The sequence below is a fragment of the Clostridioides sp. ES-S-0054-01 genome (assembly GCA_021561035.1).
Taxonomy (GTDB): domain Bacteria; phylum Bacillota; class Clostridia; order Peptostreptococcales; family Peptostreptococcaceae; genus Clostridioides.
Window position 1 is genome coordinate 644,720 of sequence record CP067346.1, and the last position, 23,776, is coordinate 668,495.

At 25.2% G+C, this 23,776-nt stretch carries 25 protein-coding genes and 3 pseudogenes; 18 read left to right on the top strand and 10 right to left on the bottom strand.

Annotated elements, in window-relative coordinates:
* Nucleotides 1–10 precede the first annotated feature (10 nt).
* Entirely contained in the window at nt 11–1,864 is a 1,854-nt protein-coding gene (locus JJC02_03330) for an ABC transporter ATP-binding protein (GenBank protein ID UDN55235.1), read from the top strand.
* A gap of 342 nt (nt 1,865–2,206) precedes the next feature.
* Here JJC02_03330 and JJC02_03335 read toward each other — a convergent pair whose 3' ends face one another.
* The 3 genes and pseudogenes from JJC02_03335 to JJC02_03345 all read right to left on the bottom strand — a co-directional run bounded on the left by JJC02_03335 (nt 2,207) and on the right by JJC02_03345 (nt 4,324).
* Nucleotides 2,207–2,695: a GNAT family N-acetyltransferase gene (locus JJC02_03335; GenBank protein ID UDN55236.1), complete on the bottom strand. Its 489-nt coding sequence runs from the start codon at nt 2,693–2,695 to the stop codon at nt 2,207–2,209.
* A gap of 151 nt (nt 2,696–2,846) precedes the next feature.
* Nucleotides 2,847–4,030, bottom strand: a pseudogene (locus JJC02_03340) (transposase).
* A 36-nt stretch (nt 4,031–4,066) separates the two neighbouring features.
* Nucleotides 4,067–4,324: a hypothetical protein gene (locus JJC02_03345; protein UDN56461.1), complete on the bottom strand. Its 258-nt coding sequence runs from the start codon at nt 4,322–4,324 to the stop codon at nt 4,067–4,069.
* A gap of 302 nt (nt 4,325–4,626) precedes the next feature.
* Here JJC02_03345 and JJC02_03350 point away from each other — a divergent pair, with 302 nt between their 5' ends.
* The 8 genes and pseudogenes from JJC02_03350 (at nt 4,627) to JJC02_03385 (ending at nt 11,953) form a co-directional block, all read left to right on the top strand.
* Nucleotides 4,627–5,361 (top strand): MBL fold metallo-hydrolase, encoded by a 735-nt coding sequence (locus JJC02_03350; GenBank protein UDN55237.1) that lies wholly within the window; start codon nt 4,627–4,629, stop codon nt 5,359–5,361.
* A 340-nt stretch (nt 5,362–5,701) separates the two neighbouring features.
* Nucleotides 5,702–6,919: a chloride channel protein gene (locus tag JJC02_03355; GenBank protein UDN55238.1), complete on the top strand. Its 1,218-nt coding sequence runs from the start codon at nt 5,702–5,704 to the stop codon at nt 6,917–6,919.
* Between the two features lie 131 nt (nt 6,920–7,050).
* Nucleotides 7,051–7,167 (top strand): annotated as a pseudogene (locus tag JJC02_03360) (BlaI/MecI/CopY family transcriptional regulator).
* A gap of 213 nt (nt 7,168–7,380) precedes the next feature.
* Nucleotides 7,381–8,190 (top strand): PrpR N-terminal domain-containing protein, encoded by an 810-nt coding sequence (locus JJC02_03365; protein UDN55239.1) that lies wholly within the window; start codon nt 7,381–7,383, stop codon nt 8,188–8,190.
* A 582-nt stretch (nt 8,191–8,772) separates the two neighbouring features.
* Nucleotides 8,773–8,841: pseudogene (locus tag JJC02_03370) on the top strand (IS200/IS605 family transposase).
* An 81-nt stretch (nt 8,842–8,922) separates the two neighbouring features.
* Nucleotides 8,923–10,041 carry a transposase gene (locus tag JJC02_03375; protein ID UDN55240.1) on the top strand — a complete coding sequence of 373 codons (1,119 nt, stop codon included), beginning with the start codon at nt 8,923–8,925 and terminating at the stop codon, nt 10,039–10,041.
* Between the two features lie 275 nt (nt 10,042–10,316).
* The gene (locus JJC02_03380; GenBank protein ID UDN55241.1) at nt 10,317–11,234 is read left to right on the top strand and encodes a sigma 54-interacting transcriptional regulator; all 918 of its coding nucleotides are present in this window, start codon (nt 10,317–10,319) and stop codon (nt 11,232–11,234) included.
* A gap of 368 nt (nt 11,235–11,602) precedes the next feature.
* A complete protein-coding gene (locus JJC02_03385; protein ID UDN55242.1) occupies nt 11,603–11,953 on the top strand; it encodes a transposase in 351 nt (116 codons plus the stop codon).
* A gap of 174 nt (nt 11,954–12,127) precedes the next feature.
* Here JJC02_03385 and JJC02_03390 read toward each other — a convergent pair whose 3' ends face one another.
* The 4 genes from JJC02_03390 to JJC02_03405 all read right to left on the bottom strand — a co-directional run bounded on the left by JJC02_03390 (nt 12,128) and on the right by JJC02_03405 (nt 13,541).
* Complete coding sequence (locus JJC02_03390; GenBank protein UDN55243.1) at nt 12,128–12,304, bottom strand: hypothetical protein; 177 nt, start codon at nt 12,302–12,304, stop codon at nt 12,128–12,130.
* A gap of 77 nt (nt 12,305–12,381) precedes the next feature.
* Nucleotides 12,382–12,618 carry a hypothetical protein gene (locus JJC02_03395; protein UDN55244.1) on the bottom strand — a complete coding sequence of 79 codons (237 nt, stop codon included), beginning with the start codon at nt 12,616–12,618 and terminating at the stop codon, nt 12,382–12,384.
* A 50-nt stretch (nt 12,619–12,668) separates the two neighbouring features.
* Nucleotides 12,669–12,938, bottom strand: a complete 270-nt coding sequence (locus JJC02_03400; GenBank protein ID UDN55245.1) for a hypothetical protein — start codon at nt 12,936–12,938, stop codon at nt 12,669–12,671.
* A gap of 315 nt (nt 12,939–13,253) precedes the next feature.
* On the bottom strand, nt 13,254–13,541 hold the full coding sequence (locus tag JJC02_03405) for a hypothetical protein (protein UDN55246.1): 288 nt from the start codon (nt 13,539–13,541) through the stop codon (nt 13,254–13,256).
* Nucleotides 13,542–13,949: 408 nt separating this feature from the next.
* Between JJC02_03405 and JJC02_03410 the strand changes: the two genes are divergently transcribed.
* From JJC02_03410 to JJC02_03430, 5 genes are all read left to right on the top strand, one after another.
* Nucleotides 13,950–14,291 (top strand): helix-turn-helix transcriptional regulator, encoded by a 342-nt coding sequence (locus tag JJC02_03410; protein UDN55247.1) that lies wholly within the window; start codon nt 13,950–13,952, stop codon nt 14,289–14,291.
* Nucleotides 14,292–14,646: 355 nt separating this feature from the next.
* Entirely contained in the window at nt 14,647–15,765 is a 1,119-nt protein-coding gene (locus JJC02_03415; protein ID UDN55248.1) for a protease, read from the top strand.
* Nucleotides 15,766–15,919: 154 nt separating this feature from the next.
* Nucleotides 15,920–16,297, top strand: coding sequence for a BlaI/MecI/CopY family transcriptional regulator (locus JJC02_03420; protein ID UDN55249.1), 378 nt, complete (start codon nt 15,920–15,922; stop codon nt 16,295–16,297).
* Nucleotides 16,290–17,441, top strand: a complete 1,152-nt coding sequence (locus JJC02_03425; protein UDN56369.1) for a protease — start codon at nt 16,290–16,292, stop codon at nt 17,439–17,441. Before JJC02_03420 ends, JJC02_03425 begins: the two co-directional genes overlap by 8 nt.
* A 39-nt stretch (nt 17,442–17,480) precedes the next feature.
* Nucleotides 17,481–18,056, top strand: coding sequence for a peptidoglycan-binding protein (locus JJC02_03430; GenBank protein UDN55250.1), 576 nt, complete (start codon nt 17,481–17,483; stop codon nt 18,054–18,056).
* Nucleotides 18,057–18,315: 259 nt separating this feature from the next.
* On the opposite strand, the gene JJC02_03435 is transcribed toward JJC02_03430, so the two are convergent.
* Together JJC02_03435 and JJC02_03440 are read right to left on the bottom strand one after the other, a co-directional pair.
* Entirely contained in the window at nt 18,316–18,585 is a 270-nt protein-coding gene (locus JJC02_03435) for a hypothetical protein (protein UDN55251.1), read from the bottom strand.
* A 393-nt stretch (nt 18,586–18,978) separates the two neighbouring features.
* Nucleotides 18,979–19,167: a hypothetical protein gene (locus JJC02_03440; protein UDN55252.1), complete on the bottom strand. Its 189-nt coding sequence runs from the start codon at nt 19,165–19,167 to the stop codon at nt 18,979–18,981.
* A gap of 101 nt (nt 19,168–19,268) precedes the next feature.
* On the opposite strand from JJC02_03440, the gene JJC02_03445 reads away from it, so the two are divergent.
* From JJC02_03445 to JJC02_03460, 4 genes are all read left to right on the top strand, one after another.
* Nucleotides 19,269–19,937 carry an ABC transporter ATP-binding protein gene (locus JJC02_03445; protein ID UDN55253.1) on the top strand — a complete coding sequence of 223 codons (669 nt, stop codon included), beginning with the start codon at nt 19,269–19,271 and terminating at the stop codon, nt 19,935–19,937.
* On the top strand, nt 19,934–21,202 hold the full coding sequence (locus JJC02_03450) for an ABC transporter permease (GenBank protein UDN55254.1): 1,269 nt from the start codon (nt 19,934–19,936) through the stop codon (nt 21,200–21,202). Before JJC02_03445 ends, JJC02_03450 begins: the two co-directional genes overlap by 4 nt.
* Nucleotides 21,203–21,218: 16 nt before the next feature.
* Nucleotides 21,219–21,800 (top strand): FtsX-like permease family protein, encoded by a 582-nt coding sequence (locus JJC02_03455; GenBank protein UDN55255.1) that lies wholly within the window; start codon nt 21,219–21,221, stop codon nt 21,798–21,800.
* Nucleotides 21,801–22,191: 391 nt separating this feature from the next.
* Nucleotides 22,192–22,437, top strand: coding sequence for a hypothetical protein (locus JJC02_03460; GenBank protein ID UDN55256.1), 246 nt, complete (start codon nt 22,192–22,194; stop codon nt 22,435–22,437).
* A 626-nt stretch (nt 22,438–23,063) separates the two neighbouring features.
* On the opposite strand, the gene JJC02_03465 is transcribed toward JJC02_03460, so the two are convergent.
* Entirely contained in the window at nt 23,064–23,762 is a 699-nt protein-coding gene (locus JJC02_03465; GenBank protein ID UDN55257.1) for an RraA family protein, read from the bottom strand.
* Between the last annotated feature and the right edge of the window lie 14 nt (nt 23,763–23,776).

The window sequence follows — 23,776 nt, forward strand, 5'->3', positions numbered from 1 at the left end:
ATTAAATAAGGTGGATGAAATGAAGAAAAAGTGTTCTAAAAATAAAAAAATAGAAAATAGGAATAATAAGAATAAGAGCTTAAAACGATTTGCGTTCCTTACTTTTAAGAAGAATAAGGGAAAGCTTTTACTTTCGTTTATTCTGGTAATAATTGTAGCAGTAGTTGATTTAGTACAGCCTCAAGTAACAAGAATGATAGTTGATGAAGGGATAGGAACAAAAGATGTTAACCTTCTTTTAAAACTAATGTTTATATATGGAGCTGCTGGAGTATCTTCAGCAATACTTTATCTTCTTTTATCATATTTATATTCGGCTATAAAAAAGAATGTAACAGTAGATATAAAGATAAAATTACTCAATCATTTATCTAAACTATCAGGAAAATACTATTCAAATATAAAGACAGGGAATATTATTTCAATAATTGAAAGTGATATATTTATAATAGAAAATTTTGGAGCAGAACTTGCATTTTCTATATTAGTAAATATATTTACAGCTTCAATGGCTTTATTTTTCCTAGTAAGAATGCAAGTTGATTTGTTTTTGATAGTTCTAATACTTCAAATAATTTTAAGTATTTTTCAAAATAAATTTACCAAACTTATATCTAAAAACACAAGAGAGATAAGAGAAGATTCAGGAAGTTTATCAAATAAAATCCAAGAATATGTTTCAAATATCAAGAATGTAGTTGTTTCAAAATCAAGAATGAAGTTTTTTTCATCATATCTAAGTGAAGAAAAAAATCTTATAAGAAAGTACTTAAAACTGGATTTAATAATGAATGGGAATATTGCAATCGCAAAATCTATTAGTATCTTAGTAACAGTATCCATTTATGGTGTTGGAGGGTACAAGATAATAAGTGGAAATATGACAATAGGAGAACTGCTTGCATTTCAACAATATACAAATATGTTTATTGGACCATGTATAAGTATAGTGAGAGCAAATACAAGAATACAACAGGCTAAAGCATCTTTAGATAGAGTATACTCAGTAATAGATGAGGAAATAGATATAAAAGTAAATAATAGAGGATTGAGAATAGAGGATAAAGAGTGCAATATAATAGAATTTAAGAATATCTATTTTTCATATAAAGAAATAGGAAAGAAAAAATTACAAAATTTAGAACAAGATGAGCAAATTGATTGTACATATGAAGATATAGAAACAGATAGTTATATTCTAAGTAACATAAATATTACATTTAGAAAGGGAGAAACTACAGCTCTTATTGGTGAAAGTGGAAGTGGGAAATCTACAATAGTAAATTTACTTTACAGATTATGGGATATTCAAAAAGGTGAAATAACTATTGATGGAATAAATATAAAAAATATAAATCTAAAATCTCTTAGAAAAAGTATAAATATTGTTACTCAAGATATGCTTATGTTTGACGATACAATTAGAAATAATATAAGTATAAATAAAAGTTTAAGTGATGAAGAACTTAAAAATATATGTAGTGTAGTAGGAATGAACGATTTTATAAGTAGACTTGAAAATGGATTTGATACAATTATAGGAGAAAAAGGAGTCAAGATATCAGGTGGTCAAAAACAGAGAATTGCACTCGCAAGGTCGTTAGTAAATGATAGTAAGATATTGATACTAGATGAAGCAACATCTGCACTTGACAATATATCCCAAAGCGAGATATTAAGAAATATTAGGGCGTATGTAAAAGGTAAGATAGTGATTATTATAGCACATAGACTTTCAACTATAAAAGATGCAGACAATATTTATGTTCTTGAAAAAGGAAAAGTTGTGGAATCAGGTAAAGATAAAGAACTATTTATAAGAAATGGTATATATAGAAAACTAGTTACTTTAAATACACAATAGAATTATTACTTATAGTAGAAATAGATATAATTCAATAACTTTAATGGAATATACAGAATATTATTTAAAATATTGTTATGAAAAAAAGTAATCATTTTATTTATTTTATCTTTGTTAAAGTATTTTAAATTTTCGTTTGCGACAAGTAAGAATTTTTCTAAGGTTTCACGGTATAGCATTTTCTTTATGTTATACCGTTTTTTCTTAAAGCATCAACTATAATACTCTATTATAGTGATTATAATGTAAGTATAGATTTTATATTTTCCTTTAAGTATAGTAGAAGCACTATTATTTACTAAGCGAATTAATATTGGAGCCAAAGCTTCAGATAAGTACATCCTAAAAATTATCTCTATTAGGGTACAATTGATACCTCATAACAAAGAATTCTCCATTTCCTAAAGGTGTTTTTTGTATCTTAGTCTCAACTATTTTAAAACCTTGAGACTCATAGCATTTGACAGCCCTCATATTCCAAGTTCTTACCTCTAATACAATGGGTTTAGTATTATATTTATTTCTACATTCTTGTAAGCCTAAACTGATTATTTTTTTACCAATTCCCATTCCACAATAATCTGGTTTTATACCAATACCAAAGAATACGGAGCTTCCTTTATCTAATAAGTTTATAAAACCTATTAATTCTTTATTGTCATCTATAAAACTTATAAAATTTTTTCGTTTATCTTCTTTTGCTAGTGAGAAATTATTCTTTTTAATTTCCTCCCATGAAGGTAAATTGTATATTGAATATTCACCTTCATATTTCCAATTAGTAACTTCTATAGCATGTTCTTCTGTAAATCTAACTTTATTCAAATGCATATATTCTGCTACTCAAAATATGGTCAAATATATCCATATCGAGATTTTTCCTTCTTCATTGAACCTCGCCTTGCCTAAGCTACTACGATTTGGTATAGTTCTCCAAAGGCTTAAATTCCGAAGTTAGCCCTCCGTACATATATAAGTGATTTTAAGATATCTTATATTTTTTAGCATTTTTAAGATTAATACTTGCATTTAAATCTCTATCAATAGATAATCCACATTCACATTTGTACACTCTATCTTTAAGTTTTAAACCTTTATTAATCTCTCCACATTGGCTACAAGTCTTTGATGATGGATGCCATCTGTCAACTACTCTAAGTTCTATATTATTTTGCTTACACTTAGCAGTTAGTTTAGTTCTAAATTCAAAAAACTTTTGACTTGATATTGCCTTTGATAAATGCTTATTTTTCATCATTCCATTAACATTTAAATCTTCAATGGTTATATAGCTTGGCTTTTGCTCTATTACCTCGGATACTGTTTTATTAATATAATCAATTCTTATATTAGCTAATCTTTGATGAATTTTTTGTACTTTGACTACCTGTTTTTGGATATTTTGACGAGTAGCTACTCCTTCTTTTATATTTTTATTTCTTACTTTTAAACTCTCATATTTTCTTGAAAGTTTTCTTTGTTCTCTTTTTAATTTCTTTTCAACTTTTTTGACAGTCGAAGTCTTATTTATATTTTTAAATTTACTTGAACATATTGCAAAATCTTTAATTCCTAAGTCAATACCTATTCCTTCATTAGTACAGTTAGATACTTGAATATCATCTTCCTCAACTAATATAGATACATAGTATCTATCAGATTTTTGACTTACTGTACCACTTTTAACTATTGAATTTGTTGGTATATATCCAAATTCTTTTAGTCTTACCCAACCAAGAGTAGGTATTTTGACCCTATGCCTTTCAATAGTCCAATCAGTTTTGTTATTCCTTGGAAAATATGCTTTAACATCCTGATTTTTCTTTCTGATTTTTCTTTCTGATTTTTCTTTTTCTTGAACTTAGGAAAACCTTTAGTTTTTTTAAAGAAATCTTTAAAAGCTTTATCTCCATTCATAATAGCTTGTTTTGTAGTCTTAGAAGATACATCTTTAATCCATTTCATATCTTGATTATTAGGAATATATTCATTATTTAACCATTTAGAAAAATCCATACCGTTTATAAATTCACCTTTACTCTCATAAACTTCTTTATTGTGAGCAATATAGAAGTTATATATAAATCTACTAACACCAATCGTTTGATGTATTTTAGATTTTTGTTCAGTAGTAGGATTAATTTCTATTTTGTATGCCCTTTTCAACTTCTTCATCCTCTCTAATCTTTTTCTTGTATTTTCTTAATCCATATATCCATCTTTGCCCAAATTCTTATCTCTATATATTAATCTTAATGAGTTTTCAATTCTATGAAAATCAATTATTGAGAATTCTAATATTTTTTCAAAATAATTAGGATACTCAATTATAATGAAAGGTGAATAGTACTTTGGAGTGATATTATTTAAAGCACCTTGCTCATCTTGTAACATACCAAAATTTCTTAAATATCTGTCAATATTGTTGATAGACGTATATGCTATGAAAGATTTGTACACATGGCATAGGATATGGGCATAAAGAATCTATTGAAATTTTTGAAAAAGCATACTATGAAGGAGTGATATATTGATGATTATAAAAAAATAAAAGTAGTCTTAAAGCTTGTAATTACTCATTTCTATATTAAATACTATACTATAAAATGACGGAAAAATCAAGTCGAGTAATCCCTCAACTTAAGTGATATACTAGATATTAATAATTTTTAATGAATAAAATATAATTAGAGGGAAATCTATACTTTCTCGATTTCTTTAATTAAATAACCTCTAATTAAGTAATTATAAGGAGAAAAATTATGAATTTAACAAAAGGATTGGATATTTTAAAAATTTCATCAAATGTATTAGGTGAAGATAAAGTTATGTATATTCCTGTAATCTATACAGAAGATGAAGCAACACTTGTTGATACTGGTCTTCCAGGGCAAGGTGATTTAATAATTGATGCTCTTAATAAAAGTAATACGAGCTTTGACAAGTTAAAAAATATAATAATCACTCATCATGATATAGACCACATAGGGAACATAAATTATCTAAGAGAAAAATCTAAGAATAATATTAAAGTATACGCATATAAAAGCGAAGTCAGCTATATAACAGGAGAGGAAACGCCTTTTAAACTTTATATGCTAGAACAAATGGTAGATAATATTGATGATAAAATGCTTGGGATGTTAAATGTTATGGGGCTTGGATTTAAATCATCATATGCTGAAGTAGATATATCTTTGGATAACCATGAAATTTTGAATTTAGGTGAGGAAATTGAAGTTATACATACAGGAGGTCATACTAGGGGTCATATATGTCTTTATTTAAAAAAATCTAAAGTACTTATTGCTGGAGATTTGCTACAGATAAATGATGGAGAACTTAAACCCGTTGATGTAATGCATAGCAATAAACAAGAGTTGGCAGAAGCTATTAAAAATATAAGTAATTATGATATAGAAGATGTAGTTTTTAGCCATGGTGGATTATATCAAAAAAATATAATTGAAGCATTGAAAAACATAGTTATTGAGTAGTATTATAAGATTTAAAATAATTTATAATAATCTATTAAATTATTTTAAATCTTATTTAAAGATGTAGAATGAAAATTAAATATGAACAGTAAGAACTTTATTTTAGAATTATACTTAAGTTTCAAGGATGATATTATAGTATTACAAGTATTTTAGAATATGATTTACTGTAAAGAATTTGAAGGTCTTACAGTACTCAGTTGAAAAACATTCTTAGAGTATTTTAAGAAATAGAAGAGAAAATTAAGATGTTATAACATTTTCAAAATATTTCATTGAACAGATAGAATATTTCATTGAGCAAATAGAATATTTCATTGAACAGAAGAAAGGAATTAAAATGATAATAAGAATTAAAAGAGTTTATCAAACGTATGGTGGATTATTTCTGTTGGGGATTACAGGGATACCAATTGGTGCAGTTATAGGTCTTATAGATACCATATTTGGAAAAGTTCTTCTAAAAATTACAGATATTCGAGAAACATATCCAATGTATTTGATACCATTTTTAGCAGTAGTAGGTATTGTTATTGATTACTGCTATCTTAAATATGGTGGAAAAAGTAGCAAAGGAATGAATCTAATATTTGAGGTAGGTCATGGGGAAGAAGAAATTATTCCTTTAAGATTAGTTCCATTCATAATATCAGGAACATGGTTAACTCATTTATTCGGTGGTAGTGCAGGACGAGAAGGGGTTGCTGTTCAGATTGGTGCGACTTTTTCACATTGGATAGGTAAGAAGTTGCCTATAAAAAATGCTTCTAGTATTTTCTTAGTCACTGGTATGTCAGCTGGTTTTGCAGGGCTATTTGGGACACCAATATCAGCAATTCTGTTTGCTATGGAGGTTTTGGTAGCTGGTTCACTAGAATATAAGTCACTTTTGCCTGCACTTACTGCATCTTTTACAGCAAGTACAGTATCAAAAGCTTTGGGGTTAGAGAAATTTTCTTTTGCACTTTCTTCTAAAATTGTGTTTGACTTGGCAATATTTTGGAAGCTTATTGCTTTGGGAATTATATTTGGAATGGTTGGGGGAGCATTTGCATGGTGTTTGAAGCTGTCAAAGAGAAGATTAGGCAATAGATTAAAAAACCCTATAATAAGGATTGCTGTTACTGGAGCGTGTTTAAGTGTATTATTCCTTTTATTTTATAAGGGAAGATATTCTGGTCTAGGGACAAATTTAATTCAAAATAGTTTTTATGGTGGAGAAATTTATTCTTTTGACTGGTTATTGAAGTTTATACTTACAATACTGACTTTGTCAGCAGGTTTTCAAGGAGGAGAGGTTACACCTTTATTTTCCATTGGAGCTAGTCTGGGTGTATTATTAGCTGGATTTTTTAATTTACAAATTGAATTAGTTGCAGCACTTGGGTATATTAGTGTATTTGGCAGTGCTACAAATACTTTTTTTGCACCTGTATTTATCGGAGCAGAGGTTTTTGGATACAGCTATTTGCCTTATTTCTTTGTGGTATGTGCTATTTCATATGTATTTAATATGGATAAGTCCATTTACTCATTACAAAAAATTTCAGGAAAATAATAAATAAAACAACATAATTTATTTTTTTCTTAGGAATGGTCTCTGGAGATGTGCAATTATTATTAGAATTGATTTTGTGAAATTATTATTATAATATTTAATTATATGGATAAAGAAGTGGAGTGATAACTATGTATTTAAAAAAATTATCAAAATTAGAGTTAGTTATTATGAAATTTATTTGGAATTTAGATATAAAAATCAATTCATATGAGGTTATTGATTATATGCAAAAAGAGCATAATTTACAATTATAAAGCTTTTTTAACTATGTAAATTTAATATAAAATAATTTTGATATTAATTAGAATAAAAAGACATCCTAGAATTTTCAGATTAAATCATTAAATTAATTATAAAATTTAACTAGAATAAAAGATGAATATACAAAAATAAGAAACCAGTTATATAAGAATTGATAACTTTAGTCATGGGATGTTCAGAAAAGGAGGTTTTATAATATGAAAAACGAGATAGTAGTTATTGCTCCTTCTAAGCTATTTTCAGATATTGTAAATGAAGTGCTTGAAGAACTACATATAAAAATTCCATCATACATTGCTACAGGTAAAGAAACCATAGAACTAGCAGACAATCTAATCAACTTAGGTACTAAAGTAATAATTACTCGTGGTCAAAATGTTGATTTATTGCGTAATCATGTTTCAATACCTATAGTAGATATTGGATATAAATACGAAGATATATTTTATTCATATAAAAAAGCACTAAAATATTCTTCAAAAATAGGATTTATAGGTCTAGAATCATCATATAAAACTGCTAAGCGATTCAAAGAAATCTCAAATTTTGATTTGGAAATACCTAAATTAAATTCTCTCTATGAATTTGAACATAAAATAAAAGAATTAATTGACAATGGTACTGAGATTTTCATAGGGGGAAAAACAACAAAAGAAATCACTTCTAAATACAATAAGCCTTGTATAGAGACGGAAGTTGAAAAATCATCTATTCATGCATCTATAAATGAAGCAATTCATCTATATAACATAGGTATTGAAAAGAGAATAAGCAATTCTATTACAGAAGAAATCTTAGAATGTACTCATAGTGGTATAATTGCCATTGATAAAAATCACTCACCACTTTTTATAAATAATCAAGCAAAAAGGTTGCTATTTAACCAAGTTGATAAATTTATAAAGGATTATTTATCTTCTGATGATATTTTAGATTCACTTAAAAATGGACATTCTCTATGTAACAATATAATTAATTTTAAAGGTTTATCTCTTACATTTGATTAAAAAATAGTCAGCATATAGGGAAACTTATATGTAGAGATAGGATAGAACCTATCCAATACTACTTGAATTGCTGGAAAACCCTAAAGCTAATCAAACTAAAACATAAGGATGAAATAAACCTAAGTGTGAAAGTTACGAAAGTAGAAAAAATTGGTTAGATGGTATAAGGTTAAACCCTAAGTACTTTAAAATGGGCAATCAGCAGGTAAGCTCCGAATAGGAGAAACTTCAACGACTATTCCTCTTGAGGGAAGTACACTACAAGCTATTGGTAGTGGAAGTGGGTAGACCTTAACGGATAATGCCGAAGGATAAGATATAGTCTGTGCTTGCATGAAAGTGTAAGAAGTTCATAAGAGAACTGCATAGGTAGTAGCGAACTTATGTGAACGACAACCTCAAAAATGATAAAATTTAAGACTTATGGTTCTTGTATATGTTATTTAAAAATTTGTATATGTTATTTAAAAATAAATATAAAATTCTTCAAAATACTTGTTTAAAAAAATTGCGCTTGTTAATATTAGGATGGGTAATGAAAAATTGAAGTGACCCAGATATGTATATTTAGTACAATACCATATAGCATGGTGTGTAAAATATAGACTTCCAGTATTAACAAATGAAATTGAAGAAGATTTAATTAATATATTTAGTTGCTACTGTATCATAAAATACAGGGGAGCAGATAAGAAAATATATTAATTAATCAGAAAAAACAGGTAAAGTGAGGTGATAGTAGTGGAAAAAGCTTATAAGTTTAGAATGTATCCAAATAAAAAACAGCAAGAGTTAATTAACAAAACTTTTGGATGTTGTAGATTTGTATATAATAAATATCTTGCTAAAAGAATAGAAGTTTATAAAAAAGATAAAGAAACTTTTACTTATAAACAGTGCAGTTCTGATTTGACCAATTTAAAAAAAGAATTAAAGTGGCTTAAAGAACCTGACAAATTTTCACTACAAAACACCTTAAAAGATTTAGAAAACGCATATGAAAAATTCTTTAAAGGAAAGGCAGGATTTCCTAAATTTAAATCAAAGAAAATTAATAGATTTTCATATAAGACGAACTTTACAAATGGAAACATTATGTACTTTAGTAAATATATAAAATTACCTAAACTTGGTATGGTTAAAGTAAGGGATAAACAAGTCCCTCAAGGGAGAATACTTAATGCTACTATATCTAAAGAACCAAGTGGTAGATATTATGTATCACTATGCTGTACTGATGTAGATATTGAAGCATTTGAAAAGACTAATAATCAGATAGGTTTAGATTTAGGAATTAAAGAATTTTGTATCTCAAGTTGTGGAGAATTTATAGAAAATCCTAAGTATCTTAAGAAGTCATTAAGAAAACTTTCTAAATTACAAAGAGAATTATCGAGAAAAACAATCGGTAGTTTAAATAGAAATAAAGCAAGATTAAAAGTTGCAAGACTTCAAGAACATATAGCTAATCAAAGGAAGGATTTTCTACAAAAATTATCTACTAAATTAATAAAAGAGAATGATATTATTTGCATAGAAGATTTACAAGTAAAGAACATGATTAAAAATCGTAAACTATCTCTCTCTATTTCTGATGTGTCGTGGTCAGAATTTGTTCGTCAATTAGAATACAAGGCTAATTGGTATGGTAGACAAATTGTAAAAGTAGGCAAATTCTTTGCAAGTTCACAAATATGCAATAAATGTGGGTATAAAAACGAGGAAGTTAAGGACTTAAATATAAGAGAATGGATTTGTCCTTGTTGTAATGAAACTCACGATAGAGATATAAATGCAAGTATAAATATATTAAAAGAAGGATTAAGACTAATAACAATTCAAAATAGATAACTTATGTAAGAACCGTAGGAACTACGGGGATAGCCTGTGGAGAATACATATTTTAGTATGCGAAATTCTATGAAGCAGGAACCCTGTGACTTGAGTCATGGGAGGTTCAGTGTTTTCCTATCATAATTGATAACTTACATTTTGGGTGTGTTGCAACTATACAAGACATAGAAAACATTCAATCTACAGAAAAAGAAATAAGGGAGAGTCTGATTTCAAAATCTCATTTTGCAAAGAGTACTTTTAACGATATATTAGGTTCAAGTGATGCATTGATGCACTCAGTAAATATGGCAAAGAAATTTGCCAAATCTGATTCTACAATTATAATCACTGGAGAATCTGGTACTGGGAAGGAAATATTTGCTCAAAGTATACATAATTATAGCAATAGATTTAATGGACCTTTTGTGGCTATAAACTGCGCAGCTATACCTGAAAATATACTTGAAAGTGAATTGTTTGGATATGTAAAGGGTGCTTTTACAGGTGCTAGAAATGAAGGGAAAGCAGGTGTCTTTGAATTAGCACATAATGGAACTATATTTTTAGATGAAATAGGAGAGATTTCTAAAGATGTTCAAGTCAAACTGCTACGAGTATTACAGGAGAGGGAAGTTACTAGAATAGGTGATACTAAAGTTGTACCTATTAATGTAAGGGTTATAACAGCTACTAATAAAAACTTAGTTGAACAGATTGACAATAATAACTTTAGAGAAGATTTATTTTACAGACTTTGTGTGTTGAAATTGGATTTACCTCCTCTTAGAGAGCGAAAAGAAGATATCAAGCAACTGACATATTCTATTATATCTCACTACAACAAACCAGTTTCAATATCTGAGTCTGCACTTAAAATATTAAGTAGATATGATTTTCCTGGTAATATAAGACAGTTAAAAAATATAGTAGAAAGATTGGTAGTTATGTGTGATGATAATTTTATAGATGAGAACTTAGTTTCTGACATATTAATTTCTGAACCACATTTTAAAAAGGATATAAGTTCAGCTCCTACAGTAGATTATTCTCCTATTTTGGTAGACAATAAAATTGTAGATTATGAAAAAAAATTAATTCTTGAAACATTAGAGAAAAATAATGGAGTAAAATCAACTACAGCAAGCCAATTAGGGATTAGTACTACTACCCTTTGGCGTAAACTTAAAAAGTATAAGCTTTCAAATTAAATAATTTCTGAGTAAAGTAGTAATTAAATGAGATGTTCATAAGATAAACTAGTAGTTAAATTAAGATAGCCATTAAATAAGATGTTCATAAGATAATAATTAAATTAAGGTAGCCATTAAATAAGATAAGATGTCCATAAGATGATAATTAAATTAAGATAGCCATTAAATAAGATGGCTATAAGATAAACTAGTAATTGAATCAAGATAATAATTAAATAAAATGTTCATTAAATAAAATAAATACGATTAACTAAATTGGTAGTTAAGTATTTGGTAATGTAAAATAATTTGTGCTTCAAGGTTAATAAAAATCTTCTTTATCGCAATGATTTAAATATAATCAAATGTCGTAAAGGAGATTTTTTATGAATACTTTAAGAAAACAATTAGTCAAAGAAATTATATCAGATGGAGAATTTATAAAATCTGGAGATATAAGTAGCTATCTAAGAGATATGTTCAAAGATATATTACAAGAGATGTCAGAACAAGAAATAGCATTGGAACTAGGTTATGAAAAGGGTGACAACCATAACAAGAATACAACTAATAGAAGAAATGGATATAGCAAAAAAACTGTAAAGTCACAATTTGGAGATTTGCAACTAGACGTTCCAAGAGACAGAGATAATGACTTTAGCCCAGCAGTCGTTCCTAAAAATATTAGAGATATCTCAGGAATCGAAGAAAAAAACTTATTAAACTATGTGTTGTAACTGATATTTTCTCTTCAGTTGTTTTATACAGGTCAATTCCAGAAAAAGTTGCATTTGCTCTATTAAGAACACTATCTAATAATTTTATATCTTTGAAACCCTGATAGCCACCACTTTCAGTTATTATTTTTTGATGATATTTTAAAATCTCATCTAATGTTAATGATATATACATTATTCAGCCAACTTTCTTAGAGCTTCAATATTATCATTTATTGTATCATCCATCATTTTATCAAGATTTTTTTTGGCGTTAAAATTTAAAAGTTCTTTTATTACTTCTTCCTTTTCGTTTTCATTCAAATTATAGAATTCATTTATGATATTTTTTGCTGTAGCTATAATTATCACTCCTTTTTATGTCTTTATTTTTATTATATCATAATTATATCATTTAAAAATTGTATTAAAACTATCTATGTTTATTATTAGCAGTTAAATATATTTAACTCTACTTTCTCTATATTAATAAAATCTATATTTTTATTTAATGTTTTTATATTTATATTTGAATTAAGATTTATCTCTAAATTTGTATCAATTAGATTTTCTTTTTTCATTTTTATAATACATTTATTTAATTCTTGCTTTGATGAAGCTCTTTTAATGATATTAGACTCATTAGAAGAGTCTCCAAAAGTTTCAGATACAATATATACTTCCATTATTAATACCTCCTAAAATATTTAATTTGTTAAATTTAAATTTCACATATTTATATATTTTTGTAAAAATCTATTTTATTAATTTTTTTCAATTCATTATATTTATTCATGCAAGTGCTTTGAGTCCTTTCAAGTGCCATACTTAAATTCTTCCAGTTCATAAAAGGACGCATTTTACATAAATAGCTTAATTCTTTTATACCCCAATTCTTTCCATGTCTACGATGAAATTCTTTATTATATAACATTCTGTGATTGCTTTTATAATATTCAATTCCTTCAATGAAATAAGTCTCAATTTTTTTATTATGATATATCATTTTATCCTCCAGAATAATTATTTTATTTATCCAACTGAAATATGTACTATATTTCAGTTGAATATTACTATAGTAATAGATTACTTTTTATTTTTTAGGTCTCTCATATACATTCTAATTAATGCATTATCACCAAGTCTCAAAGAATAATAAAATAAATTTAAAATGAAATGAACATTTTCCCTATTTACTATAAAAGCTAAATTTAAATAATAATTTGATTCATATTTATATTGATTTTTAAAATAAAGCTTATTTTTAATAGTTTCATAGACTTCTAGTTCACCAGTTTGTAAATTATAAATATAAGCATATTCACAAAAAACACCTTTTAGTAAGAAACTTGAATAATTTTAAAATTTTTCTTTTTTTTAAACTAAAAATACTTAATGTATCATTAACATGTGCATCTACTGAATTATCCCATGTTTTTGATTTGAATATATCAATAAAATCTTTTTTTAAATGGTCACAATATATTTCTAAAACATCAAGCCCCTTATAGATAAATTCACTTGATTCATGATTATAAATTCCAAATACGTTATTTGTATTATCTCTTCTTTTTGTAGCTCTATAACCTATTAATCCTCTTGTACTCATATTATTTTCCCTCTTTAAATTTTAAAACTAATAATTTATGATATACAAACGTGAGTTGTTTTTTTGTTGAGCATTAAATAGACTATATTTTTTTAGTCGGTTTTGACAATAAAAAAAATATAGTCTATGCTGTTGCGAAAAAAAAACAGAGTGAAGTATTTTACTTATAATAAAAAATATCTTTACAGAGCTTTTAAATTTTACAGTATTTTTACAAAAAAAGAGACGATTTAAATTTTTATTTTGAGACATTCACTTTATTTTGAATATCTTTACATAATTTCGCATAGAATATTTATTATAAATACACTCTATAAGATACATTTCAACTTAATGGGTTGTTAAAAGGATACTCTTTAAAATATATACTAATTAATAGAAACTATATAAAAATAGGAGATTATAAATTTGAATTTAAATTATTTAGGAGAAAGAATTAGAGAGCGTAGAAAAGAGATGGGAATTACGATAGAACAATTAGCAGAGAAAGTTGATATAGGATATAATCATCTAAGTAATATTGAACGAGGTAAGAAAATTCCTAGCTTATTAACATTTATTAAAATAGTAAATGAGTTAGACACAACATCTGATATAATTCTTAAAGATTATGTTAAATATGCAAAACCTCATTTACAAAATGATATAATAGAAGGTCTAGAAAATTTAGATACAAAAGGATTAAAGATTGTTTCAGATGTTTTATATGCTTTAATAAAAAATTTAAGTGAAAATCAAAGTAATGAGTAGAAAAGAGTTATTTAAATCTGATAACTCTTTTTTTAACATAATTCCATGTATTATTCCTTATCTTTACAGATTTTAACCAAATTTTTTAATTCATTAAGTTTTTTCCATTTAAGTGTTCATATTTATGTAATGTATAAATTTATTATTATATTTTTTAAATATTTGGTTTATTGCTATTAACGATTGTTTATATTTTTTTCTATTTTTCTAAGTATCATCTACATACTTCTTAAGATATTATCTTAAATAGTATATCTATTTTTTTAATATTTAATATTCACAGGTAATTATTTCTATATTATTGTATATTAATTATAAAATGAAAAAATTATTTTTTAGGAGGTATAGTAATTGTATGAGCTATTTATTTAATTGTTTATTAAAAACAACAATCATAAGCAGTATTTATATCTGTTTATTGCTATTATTAAAAACATGCTTATTTAAAATATTTAATAAAAAGTTTAACTATTATATTTGGTTAATTGTTATACTTAGAATGCTGTTTTTCTTCTTAAATTATTCTATAGACTTTACTAAAGAAATATCAAAAAATTATGCTTTAATTGATAATTTTACTAATCTAAATAATAAAATTAATCCAACTTTAGATGTTTCATTTTATATATTATTAATTTGGATAATTGGGGCTATAGTGTCATTATCTCATACTTTATGTAAATATTTAAAATTTAATCGTCTAGTCATTGATACATCTTTTGAGATAGAAGATGTACATATAAATGATATATACAAAAACTTATTACTTGAGTTAAATATAAAAAAGAATATACCTCTTAAGTATACTGAAGAATTAGATAGTCCAGCATGCATGGGTTTATTTAATACTTATATATTGTTATTAGACTTTCAATATCAAGAAGATAAAATATACTGGATACTAAAACACGAATTAACTCATTTTAAAAATAAAGATATATTAATAAAGTTTTTAGTATTATTTGCAAAAAGCTTGTTTTGGTTTAATCCTCTTGTTTATATTATGAGTAATAAAATAAGTGAAGATTGTGAACTTTGTTGTGATGAGAGTGTACTAAACAATTGTACATTACGAGAAAAGAAAAAATATGGTCTAGCTTTATTACATGCTATAGAACTTTCTCATTTAAATAAAGCAGGTCTATTGACAACAGAATTTAGTAAATCTAATCTAGAAATAAGACTTGAAAATATAACAAAAAAGAAAGGAAGAAATGGGGTACTAATAGGAATATTAGTATTTATAACTTTATGCACGTCTTTTTTAGAAATTAATGCTCAGACTCCTATATTAGAAAATATTCCAACTGTAAATAAAGAAAATACAGAGAATAATGGACATTCATTTACAGAAACTATAGATTATACTTATGCAACTGCTCCTGAAAAATATCGAAAAAGATATGAAGAATCTTGTAAAGCTTCTGGGATAACTCCAAGAGATTCAGATGTTATAGAAGTACCAAAAAATTAAGGAATTAATAAAAATACATATGTTTAGAAAATAGTGTTTATATAACTTATGCACTATTTTTTTTTGTTCAGATAAATTTTATTTGACTCTTTTTATATCTTTTTGTAGTATATAAATTATAAACGTAAAATTAAATTAAAAGGGGGAAAGTACTATGATTCAAAAAATACCAGAAGCAGAATTAAAAATTATGAAATTTATTTGGAAGATTAACAAAACAGTTTCATCTAAAGAAGTGGTAGCATCTATGGAGCAACAATTTGATTGGAAGCAAACAACAACTTTAACACTTCTATCAAGATTAGTCAAAAGGAAATTTTTAAACGCAGAAAAAATAAAAAGATTTACATACTATACAGCTATAATTGGAGAAATAGAATATCAAATTTTTGAGACAAAAAATTTCTTTAAAAGAATTCATAATGATTCTGCAGAAAGCATGATGGTTTCACTATATGCTGGAAATATATTATCTAAAGAAACATTTGAGTCTTTCAAAGAAAGTTTTAGTAGTACAGAAGATGATGAATAGTTATGTATTTAACTATTTAATTAATGCTATATTAAAAACTACTATTGTAAGTAGCTTTGGCATATGTATTTTAATCTTTTTAAAAAGATTTTATTTTAAAAAATTTAGTAAAAAATTTAACTATTACATTTGGTTGATTATTATTTTTAGAATGTTATTTTTTGTATTCAACTATTCTATAGACTTATATACAAAAATTCTTCAAAAACACACTATTATTAACAATTTTAATAGTCTAAATATTAATTTTATTCCAAAAATAACTATATCTCTTGTCATAGTATTTACTTGGATAATTGTTACAATAATATATTTATTCTACTCATTATCCAGATATTTTAAATTCAAGAATTTAATCCTTGACACTTCTTCTAATGTAGAAAATGAAAATATTAAAAAGACTTATAAAACTCTATTAATGGAGCTAAATATTAAAAAGAATATACATATTAGACATACAGAAGAATTAGAAAGTCCTGCCTATATGGGATTATTTGAATCATATATTTTTTTACCTGATTTAGCATATAGTGAAGATGATATTTATTGGATTTTAAAGCATGAGTTGATACACTTCAAAAATAAAGATATATTAATAAAGTTTTTAGTATTATTTGTAAAAAGTTTATTTTGGTTTAATCCTTTTGTTTATATAATGAGTAAAAGAATCAGCGAAGAGTGTGAACTTTGCTGTGATGAAAGTGTACTTAATAATTGTTCATCAAAAGAAAGAAATCTATATGGTTTAACATTACTTCATTCTATAGAAATTGCTAATTTAAATAAAACTGATATGTTAATAACAGAATTTAATAAGTCTATTTTAGAAATAAGACTAGAAAATATAAAATCTATGAAAAAATACAGAAGAGGTATTCTAGTAGGAATATTAGTATTTATAATTTCATGTATATCTTTTTTAGAAATTAATGCTCAAATTCCTGTTGCAAAAGAAAATTTTAACGAAAATACAACAAATGTAGAAAAACAAAAAAATTATGGACATGCATTTACAGAAACGATAGATTACACATATGAAACTGCTCCTGAAAAATATCGAAAAAGATATGAAGAATCTTGTAAAGTTTTAGGTGAAATACCAAGAAAATATGATAAAATAGAAGTATCTACAAATAGCGAATGAAGCTTGAGTGGAAATAGTATAATTTTATAGGAGGATTTTATGTTAAAAAAAGTTTTAGCACTTTTCTGCTGTTTAATGCTTACATTTACTAATTTAGCATTTGCAGAAAAAAATGAAAATAATGCAGGAGGAAAAAAGATAATCAATTTTGAGATATCCGGGTATACATTTAAGTATAAAGATGCACCAGATTTTGCAAAAAAACACTATGAGCAATTATGCAAGGAACTTAATATAGTTCCTCAACAAGATGATGAAGTTTTCATTTCAGATAAGAAATCTATGCTTAGTGAAAATGATATGAGTATGGGAACATACTCAAAAAATTATGGAACATATGACCCAAATAGAGCAACTATAACAATTACAGGTTCTAGCAATTATACAATAAGCACTAGAGACTTGGTTGGATATGGTCATATTACAAGAGGAAATAATGTTCATTGTGTTCAAATTATGTTATTTGATATAGGATATGATATTAATATAGATTCACAATTTGGACCTATCACATATAACGCTGTAAAAAATTTCCAAAGGTCTTATGGTCTAACTTCTGATGGTATAGTTGGATATAATACGTTTGATAGAATGGCAAACCTTTTAGATATGTAAGTACATAGCGATAAGAAGGTGATATTTCAAATTTTTATTTTGAGACATCACCTTTTTTATTTTTTACATTTCTCAGTTTTCCATGGAACTTTACTTTATTAATTTTTGCAAAAGCGATATAAATAATTTTTTTTATCTTTACTTTATTTATTTCTGTATTAGTTGTATTTTTTATGCATTTTTCTTTAAAATCATATTTTCTGATTCAACTCTTATATTATAAAATTTCTTTACTAAATTATTCTCTTTTTCTATATCTTCATATATTTTTTAATCGCCTTTTACCTAATCTTTTATCTAACATTACTAATGATCTAACTAATATATTATATGATTTTATCGCATCTTCTATTGAAGTATTTAAACATATATTTACTGCTTCATAAAAATCAAATTCACTAAAACATCCATTTTTATTTACAATCTTATATCCCTTTGCATCTCTTTCTAAATACTCTTCAAAACTTTCATCATCTAATCTAAATCCTACTAATTTACACTGCTCCATCTCTAACACTATTGTTGCCATACTACATATATCTTCTTTATCTAAAGTTATAACTGCTTGTCCTAATGAGTCATGTAATTTCTATATTTAACAATATTAAAGTCTATTCTGTTCCTTAGTGATTCACATAAATTATTTTTTAAAATTTGTTTTTGATTACTCCAAATCAAGTTGTTCCTCTTATAAATTATTATGATTTTTCATATACTCATATAATGCCATAGATAATATATCCTGCACCTTATAGTTTGAATTTTCTTTACAAAATTTACTAAAATATTTTTGAACATCTTCATAAAGTCTATAACATCTTGATACTGTTTTTCCTTCAAATTTTTTTATACCATCTGAACTAGATTTATTATTTAATCTATTCTCTATAGCTTCTATTTTCGATTCTAAGACTTGTATTTTTTATTTTAATACTTTTGTATTATTTTCACATTTATTTTTCTTTATAGGCTTATTATTTGCTTCAGAATCGTATACATATTTATTGTTATTTTTATCAAATAAATATCCTTGTTTTAAAAATCTTTCTCTTACTGTCGACCTTGATATCCGTATCTCTTTACATATTTCTGTTAAAGTTTTATTCTCCAATTATATTTTTTATATTAACTTTTTTAACTTTAATAAAATAATATGAACTGAAACATCCTCTTTATATTGGAGTGCTTTAGTCCTAAATAAGGAGATAGAAAATGATAAACATATCATTAAGAAATATAAGTAAACATTATAAAAACAAAATTATTTTGGACAATATTAATTTAGATATAGAAAGTTCTAAGATTTATATGATTTTAGGAAAGTCTGGAGAAGGTAAATCAACATTGTTGAATATAATTGGATTGCTAGATACACAAAGTTCTGGAAATATATCTATAAAAGGTAAAGTTATTGAAAACTTAAATGATAATGATAAAGCAGATATACGTATGAAAGAGTTAGGCTTTATATTTCAAGGATTTTTTTTAAATCCAAAGTTAAAAGTATATGAAAATGTGACTATTCCAATGTATATAAATAACCTATACAAAAATATAGACTTAAAAAATAGGTCTATAGAATTGCTTAGAATCTTTGGGTTAGAAGATAAATACAATAGTTTTCCAAATGAACTTTCAGGTGGAGAGCAACAAAGAGTAGCCATAGCGCGTGCAATAGCTAATGATGCTTCAGTAATAGTTGCAGATGAACCTACTGGAAATTTAGATAAAGAAAACGAGCAAAAAGTTATGGAGTATTTCAAATACTTATCAAGTATGGGTAAATCTATTATAATGGTTACTCATAATGAAAATTTGTTGGAGTATGCAGATAAGGTTTTTTATTTAAGAAATGGTAAGTTGGAGGAATTTATATTATGATATTAAAAAACTATATAAATATCTCGATAAAAAATATAGTACGTAATAAAAAAAATACGTTTAAGATTTTCTTTATTACTTTTTTTTCATTTATATTATTTATTTTAACTACATCACTATCAGGTTCTTTAAACAATTTCATAAAAAATTCTATATTAAATACTATTGAACATAGAACAATAATGATAAATTTTAGTGTTGATCAAAATATAAATATTGAAAATAAAATAAATAATCTATTAGAAAATGATAGTTCAATAGTTGAATTTTATGAATATAAACCGCCAATTGCAGGAGATATAAAAAACTCTAAAGAACTTTTTAATAATGATAATAATAATATTATATCTTTAACATCTGGATTTGAACAAAAAATGCCAGATATAATTAAAGGAAATATTTTTAATAATAATGACCAAAATGTTGGTATAATACCTAAAAATTTCGATCCAACTGGTACTAATCAAGTTGAATTTAAAAAAGAAAGTATAAATTATTTAGACGGAGAAGAATTTTTAGGAAAAACTATAACTATAGAATTTAAAAACTCAATAGATGAATTATCAGGTTTTGAGTATAGTTTCAAAGTAATAGGAGTTTATGACTCAATAAATAATAACGATTTTCCAAGTGATGTGTATATACCTTATGATGACTTAAAAATGATTAATGAAAAATACAACAATATGATTGATGAACATTATATAGATAATTCTGATAACTTTAAAACACTAATAGCTCTAGTAGATAATCATAAGTCTGTTAAAAATGTAGTAGATAAATTAAGAGGAGAAGGAATAGATGCATTTCCAAAATCAACTGTAGGTTTATTAGATGAGTTATATAAAACAATTATTTATATAGGTACTATTATTTCTATTACTATATTTATAATATCTATAATTAATATATCTCTAAATAATGTAAATGATTTAAAGAAGAGACAAAGTGAATTAGGGATGTTAAAAGCTTTTGGATATAAAAATAGACAATTAAAAAAGATAATTATTTATGAATCTACAATTATAAATATATTTAGTTTATTTATAGGATTAGTTATTTGTAAGCTTATATTCTTGTTATTAAATACTATAGTAAAAAATTATCTAAGTATATATATGAGTGATCTTAAATTTGAAATTAATCTTATTTCTATTATAATTGGAATTTTTATAATGATTTTTAGTGTTATATTATCAAACTTAAAAAGTATTTCATATATAACAAATTTAAATCCAATACGTGCTATAAGAAGCAAATATTAATTAAAGGTGATAGTATATGAAAAATATAATAAATTTATCATTATTAAGTATTAAAAGAGATAAATCAAAAATAAAGATATACATTATTATACTAACTATTTTTATAGCTTTAATTAATATTTTGCTCAATACATCTATAATTTTAACTGATAGTATTAACAACATTTATATAAATGTTGATTATGAAATGATAACTACTGTAAAATATATAGTTAATTCACTTATTACATTCATAATTGTACTTACATTTATACTAATAAATATTTTATTAAAACAATCTATAAATGATAAATTTTTTGATATAGCAATTTATAAAAGTGTTGGATATAAAGATAAATATATATTTCAATTACTTTTTTATGAATTGTTCATAATAACTACAATTAGTTATTTATTTTCAATTATTCCATCATTTATAGGTATAAATGCTATTAATTTAATATTCTCAAAATTTAATATTCATAATAGTTTTATTAATATAATATATGTATATCTAACACCATTAATAATTATATATTTTATAATATATATTTCTTCATTTAATGCCTTTAGAAAAGCAAAGAAAATACAGATTAGTACACTTTTTAGAGAAAAATAAAATTAATACATCTAAAATATTAAAAAATACTTTAGACAATCTAAAAACACCTCTCAAAGTTTTTAACTAAATTATAAAACTAATTACAAATGCTATGTAACGATAATAAATAAAAAATTTACTTCGCCTAAGCGACGTGTCGTTGAAATATTTCATGTTGCCAACGGTTTCGTAAGTTGATAAGAAAAGAACACTAATTATTTAGAGTTCTTTTCTTAATTACAAGTGGAATATAATACTTTTAAATCTATGAAAAAATCGTATATAATAGTGATATGAATAAGTAAAGAAAATACAAAAATGATAAAATTATAAATAAAATATTATAAAATCATAAGGTCATAATTGTTATATTGTACGAAACAAAGTAAAGAGGGAGGGTGGAGAATAAATGAATCAAAGAAAAATAAAGATTAGTATTAAAATGGTAATTATAGGTATATTTGCTATAATTATTGCTTTTGTATTATCCAGATTATTCGTTGAGTATATTGATGAATTATTAAGGTCTAATTGGCAATATCAGCTATTTGAAAGTGAGAGTTCATATATAGTATTTGCCAATTGTATTATGTTCTCGAATATATTATTAGAAATATTCTTAATATATATTTGTGGAAAATTTAGAAAAATCTAATTTCAATATAGTGGAAGCATATGGAAGAAGCATTTTTTTACACATTAAGGCAAATAAACCCACTGTTTCCAACTGATTTAAACTATTCATATTAATTTAAATCTGTAAATTAATCCAATACCTATTAAATTTTACACCATTATGGTCAACGTATTTCGAATCGAATACTCCATGATTATTTGGTCTATTGTGCTAGTTAAAGTTTAATTCCCATATAAAGTAAATTGATTTTAGTAAAACAAATCACCAATAAGGGTTAGTTTATGGATAAATCATCCGTATATATAATCAGTTATCTATATTCTTTGATAATAGAATATAATTTTAAAAAATCACATTCTAAAAATTTGCCATAATATATATGGTTTCCAAAAATATTTAGAAATATCCCAGTATACATTTTTTACAATTTATTAAAATAAAATTCATATATTGGGAAATATTAATAGTAAATAAATAATTGTTTCTATAAAGTGGAAATTATCTTTAAAAGCACAAATTAATTTACAGTCTCATAAAATATTCATTAAATAAAATAAATACGATTAACTAAATTGGTAGTTAATCGTATTTTAAAATTTATATATATAAATATTTTATAGATATAGAATAAAGGTCATTTATTATTAAACTCTATAAACATCATCTATAATTTCCACGCCTTTTTTTTCTAAAGTTTCCTTTACCCAGTCTCTATTTGCAGTTCCTTCAGAAGCCTTTACGACCTTATCGTGGTCTTGTTTAGCATTTGCTTCTGCTTTCTCAATAAGGTCTACTGCATCATTTTTAGGGATTACTATTACACCATCTTGGTCTCCTAGTATTATATCACCTGGATTGACAGCAATTCCACCTATAGAGATAGGTACATTTACCTCACCAGGACCTTCTTTATATGGACCACCTGGAGTAGTTCCTGTAGCATATATTGGACAACTAGACTTTGATATGAAATCAATATCTCTTATTGGACCATCTATTACAATTCCAGCTACTTTTTTGAAATCTGCAAGATATTTGTACATGATTTCTCCCATGATAGCTTGTGTTCTATCTCCATTATTAGATAGTATTATTACATCTCCTTCTTGAGCTATATTAAGGGCTTGGTGAAGCATTAAATTATCTCCTGGTCTTGATTTTACTGTTAATGCAACTCCACACATTCTATTTTTTGGCGAAGACATTAACTTTATTTCTGAGCTTAATGCACTTGACCTATACATACAGTCTCCCACATTTGCTGCTGGTAATACGCTGAATCTTTTTACAAGTTCTTTATCTGGTAAGTCTCTTTTTAAATATACTCTATTTCCTATTGCCATTTTAAATTCCTCCT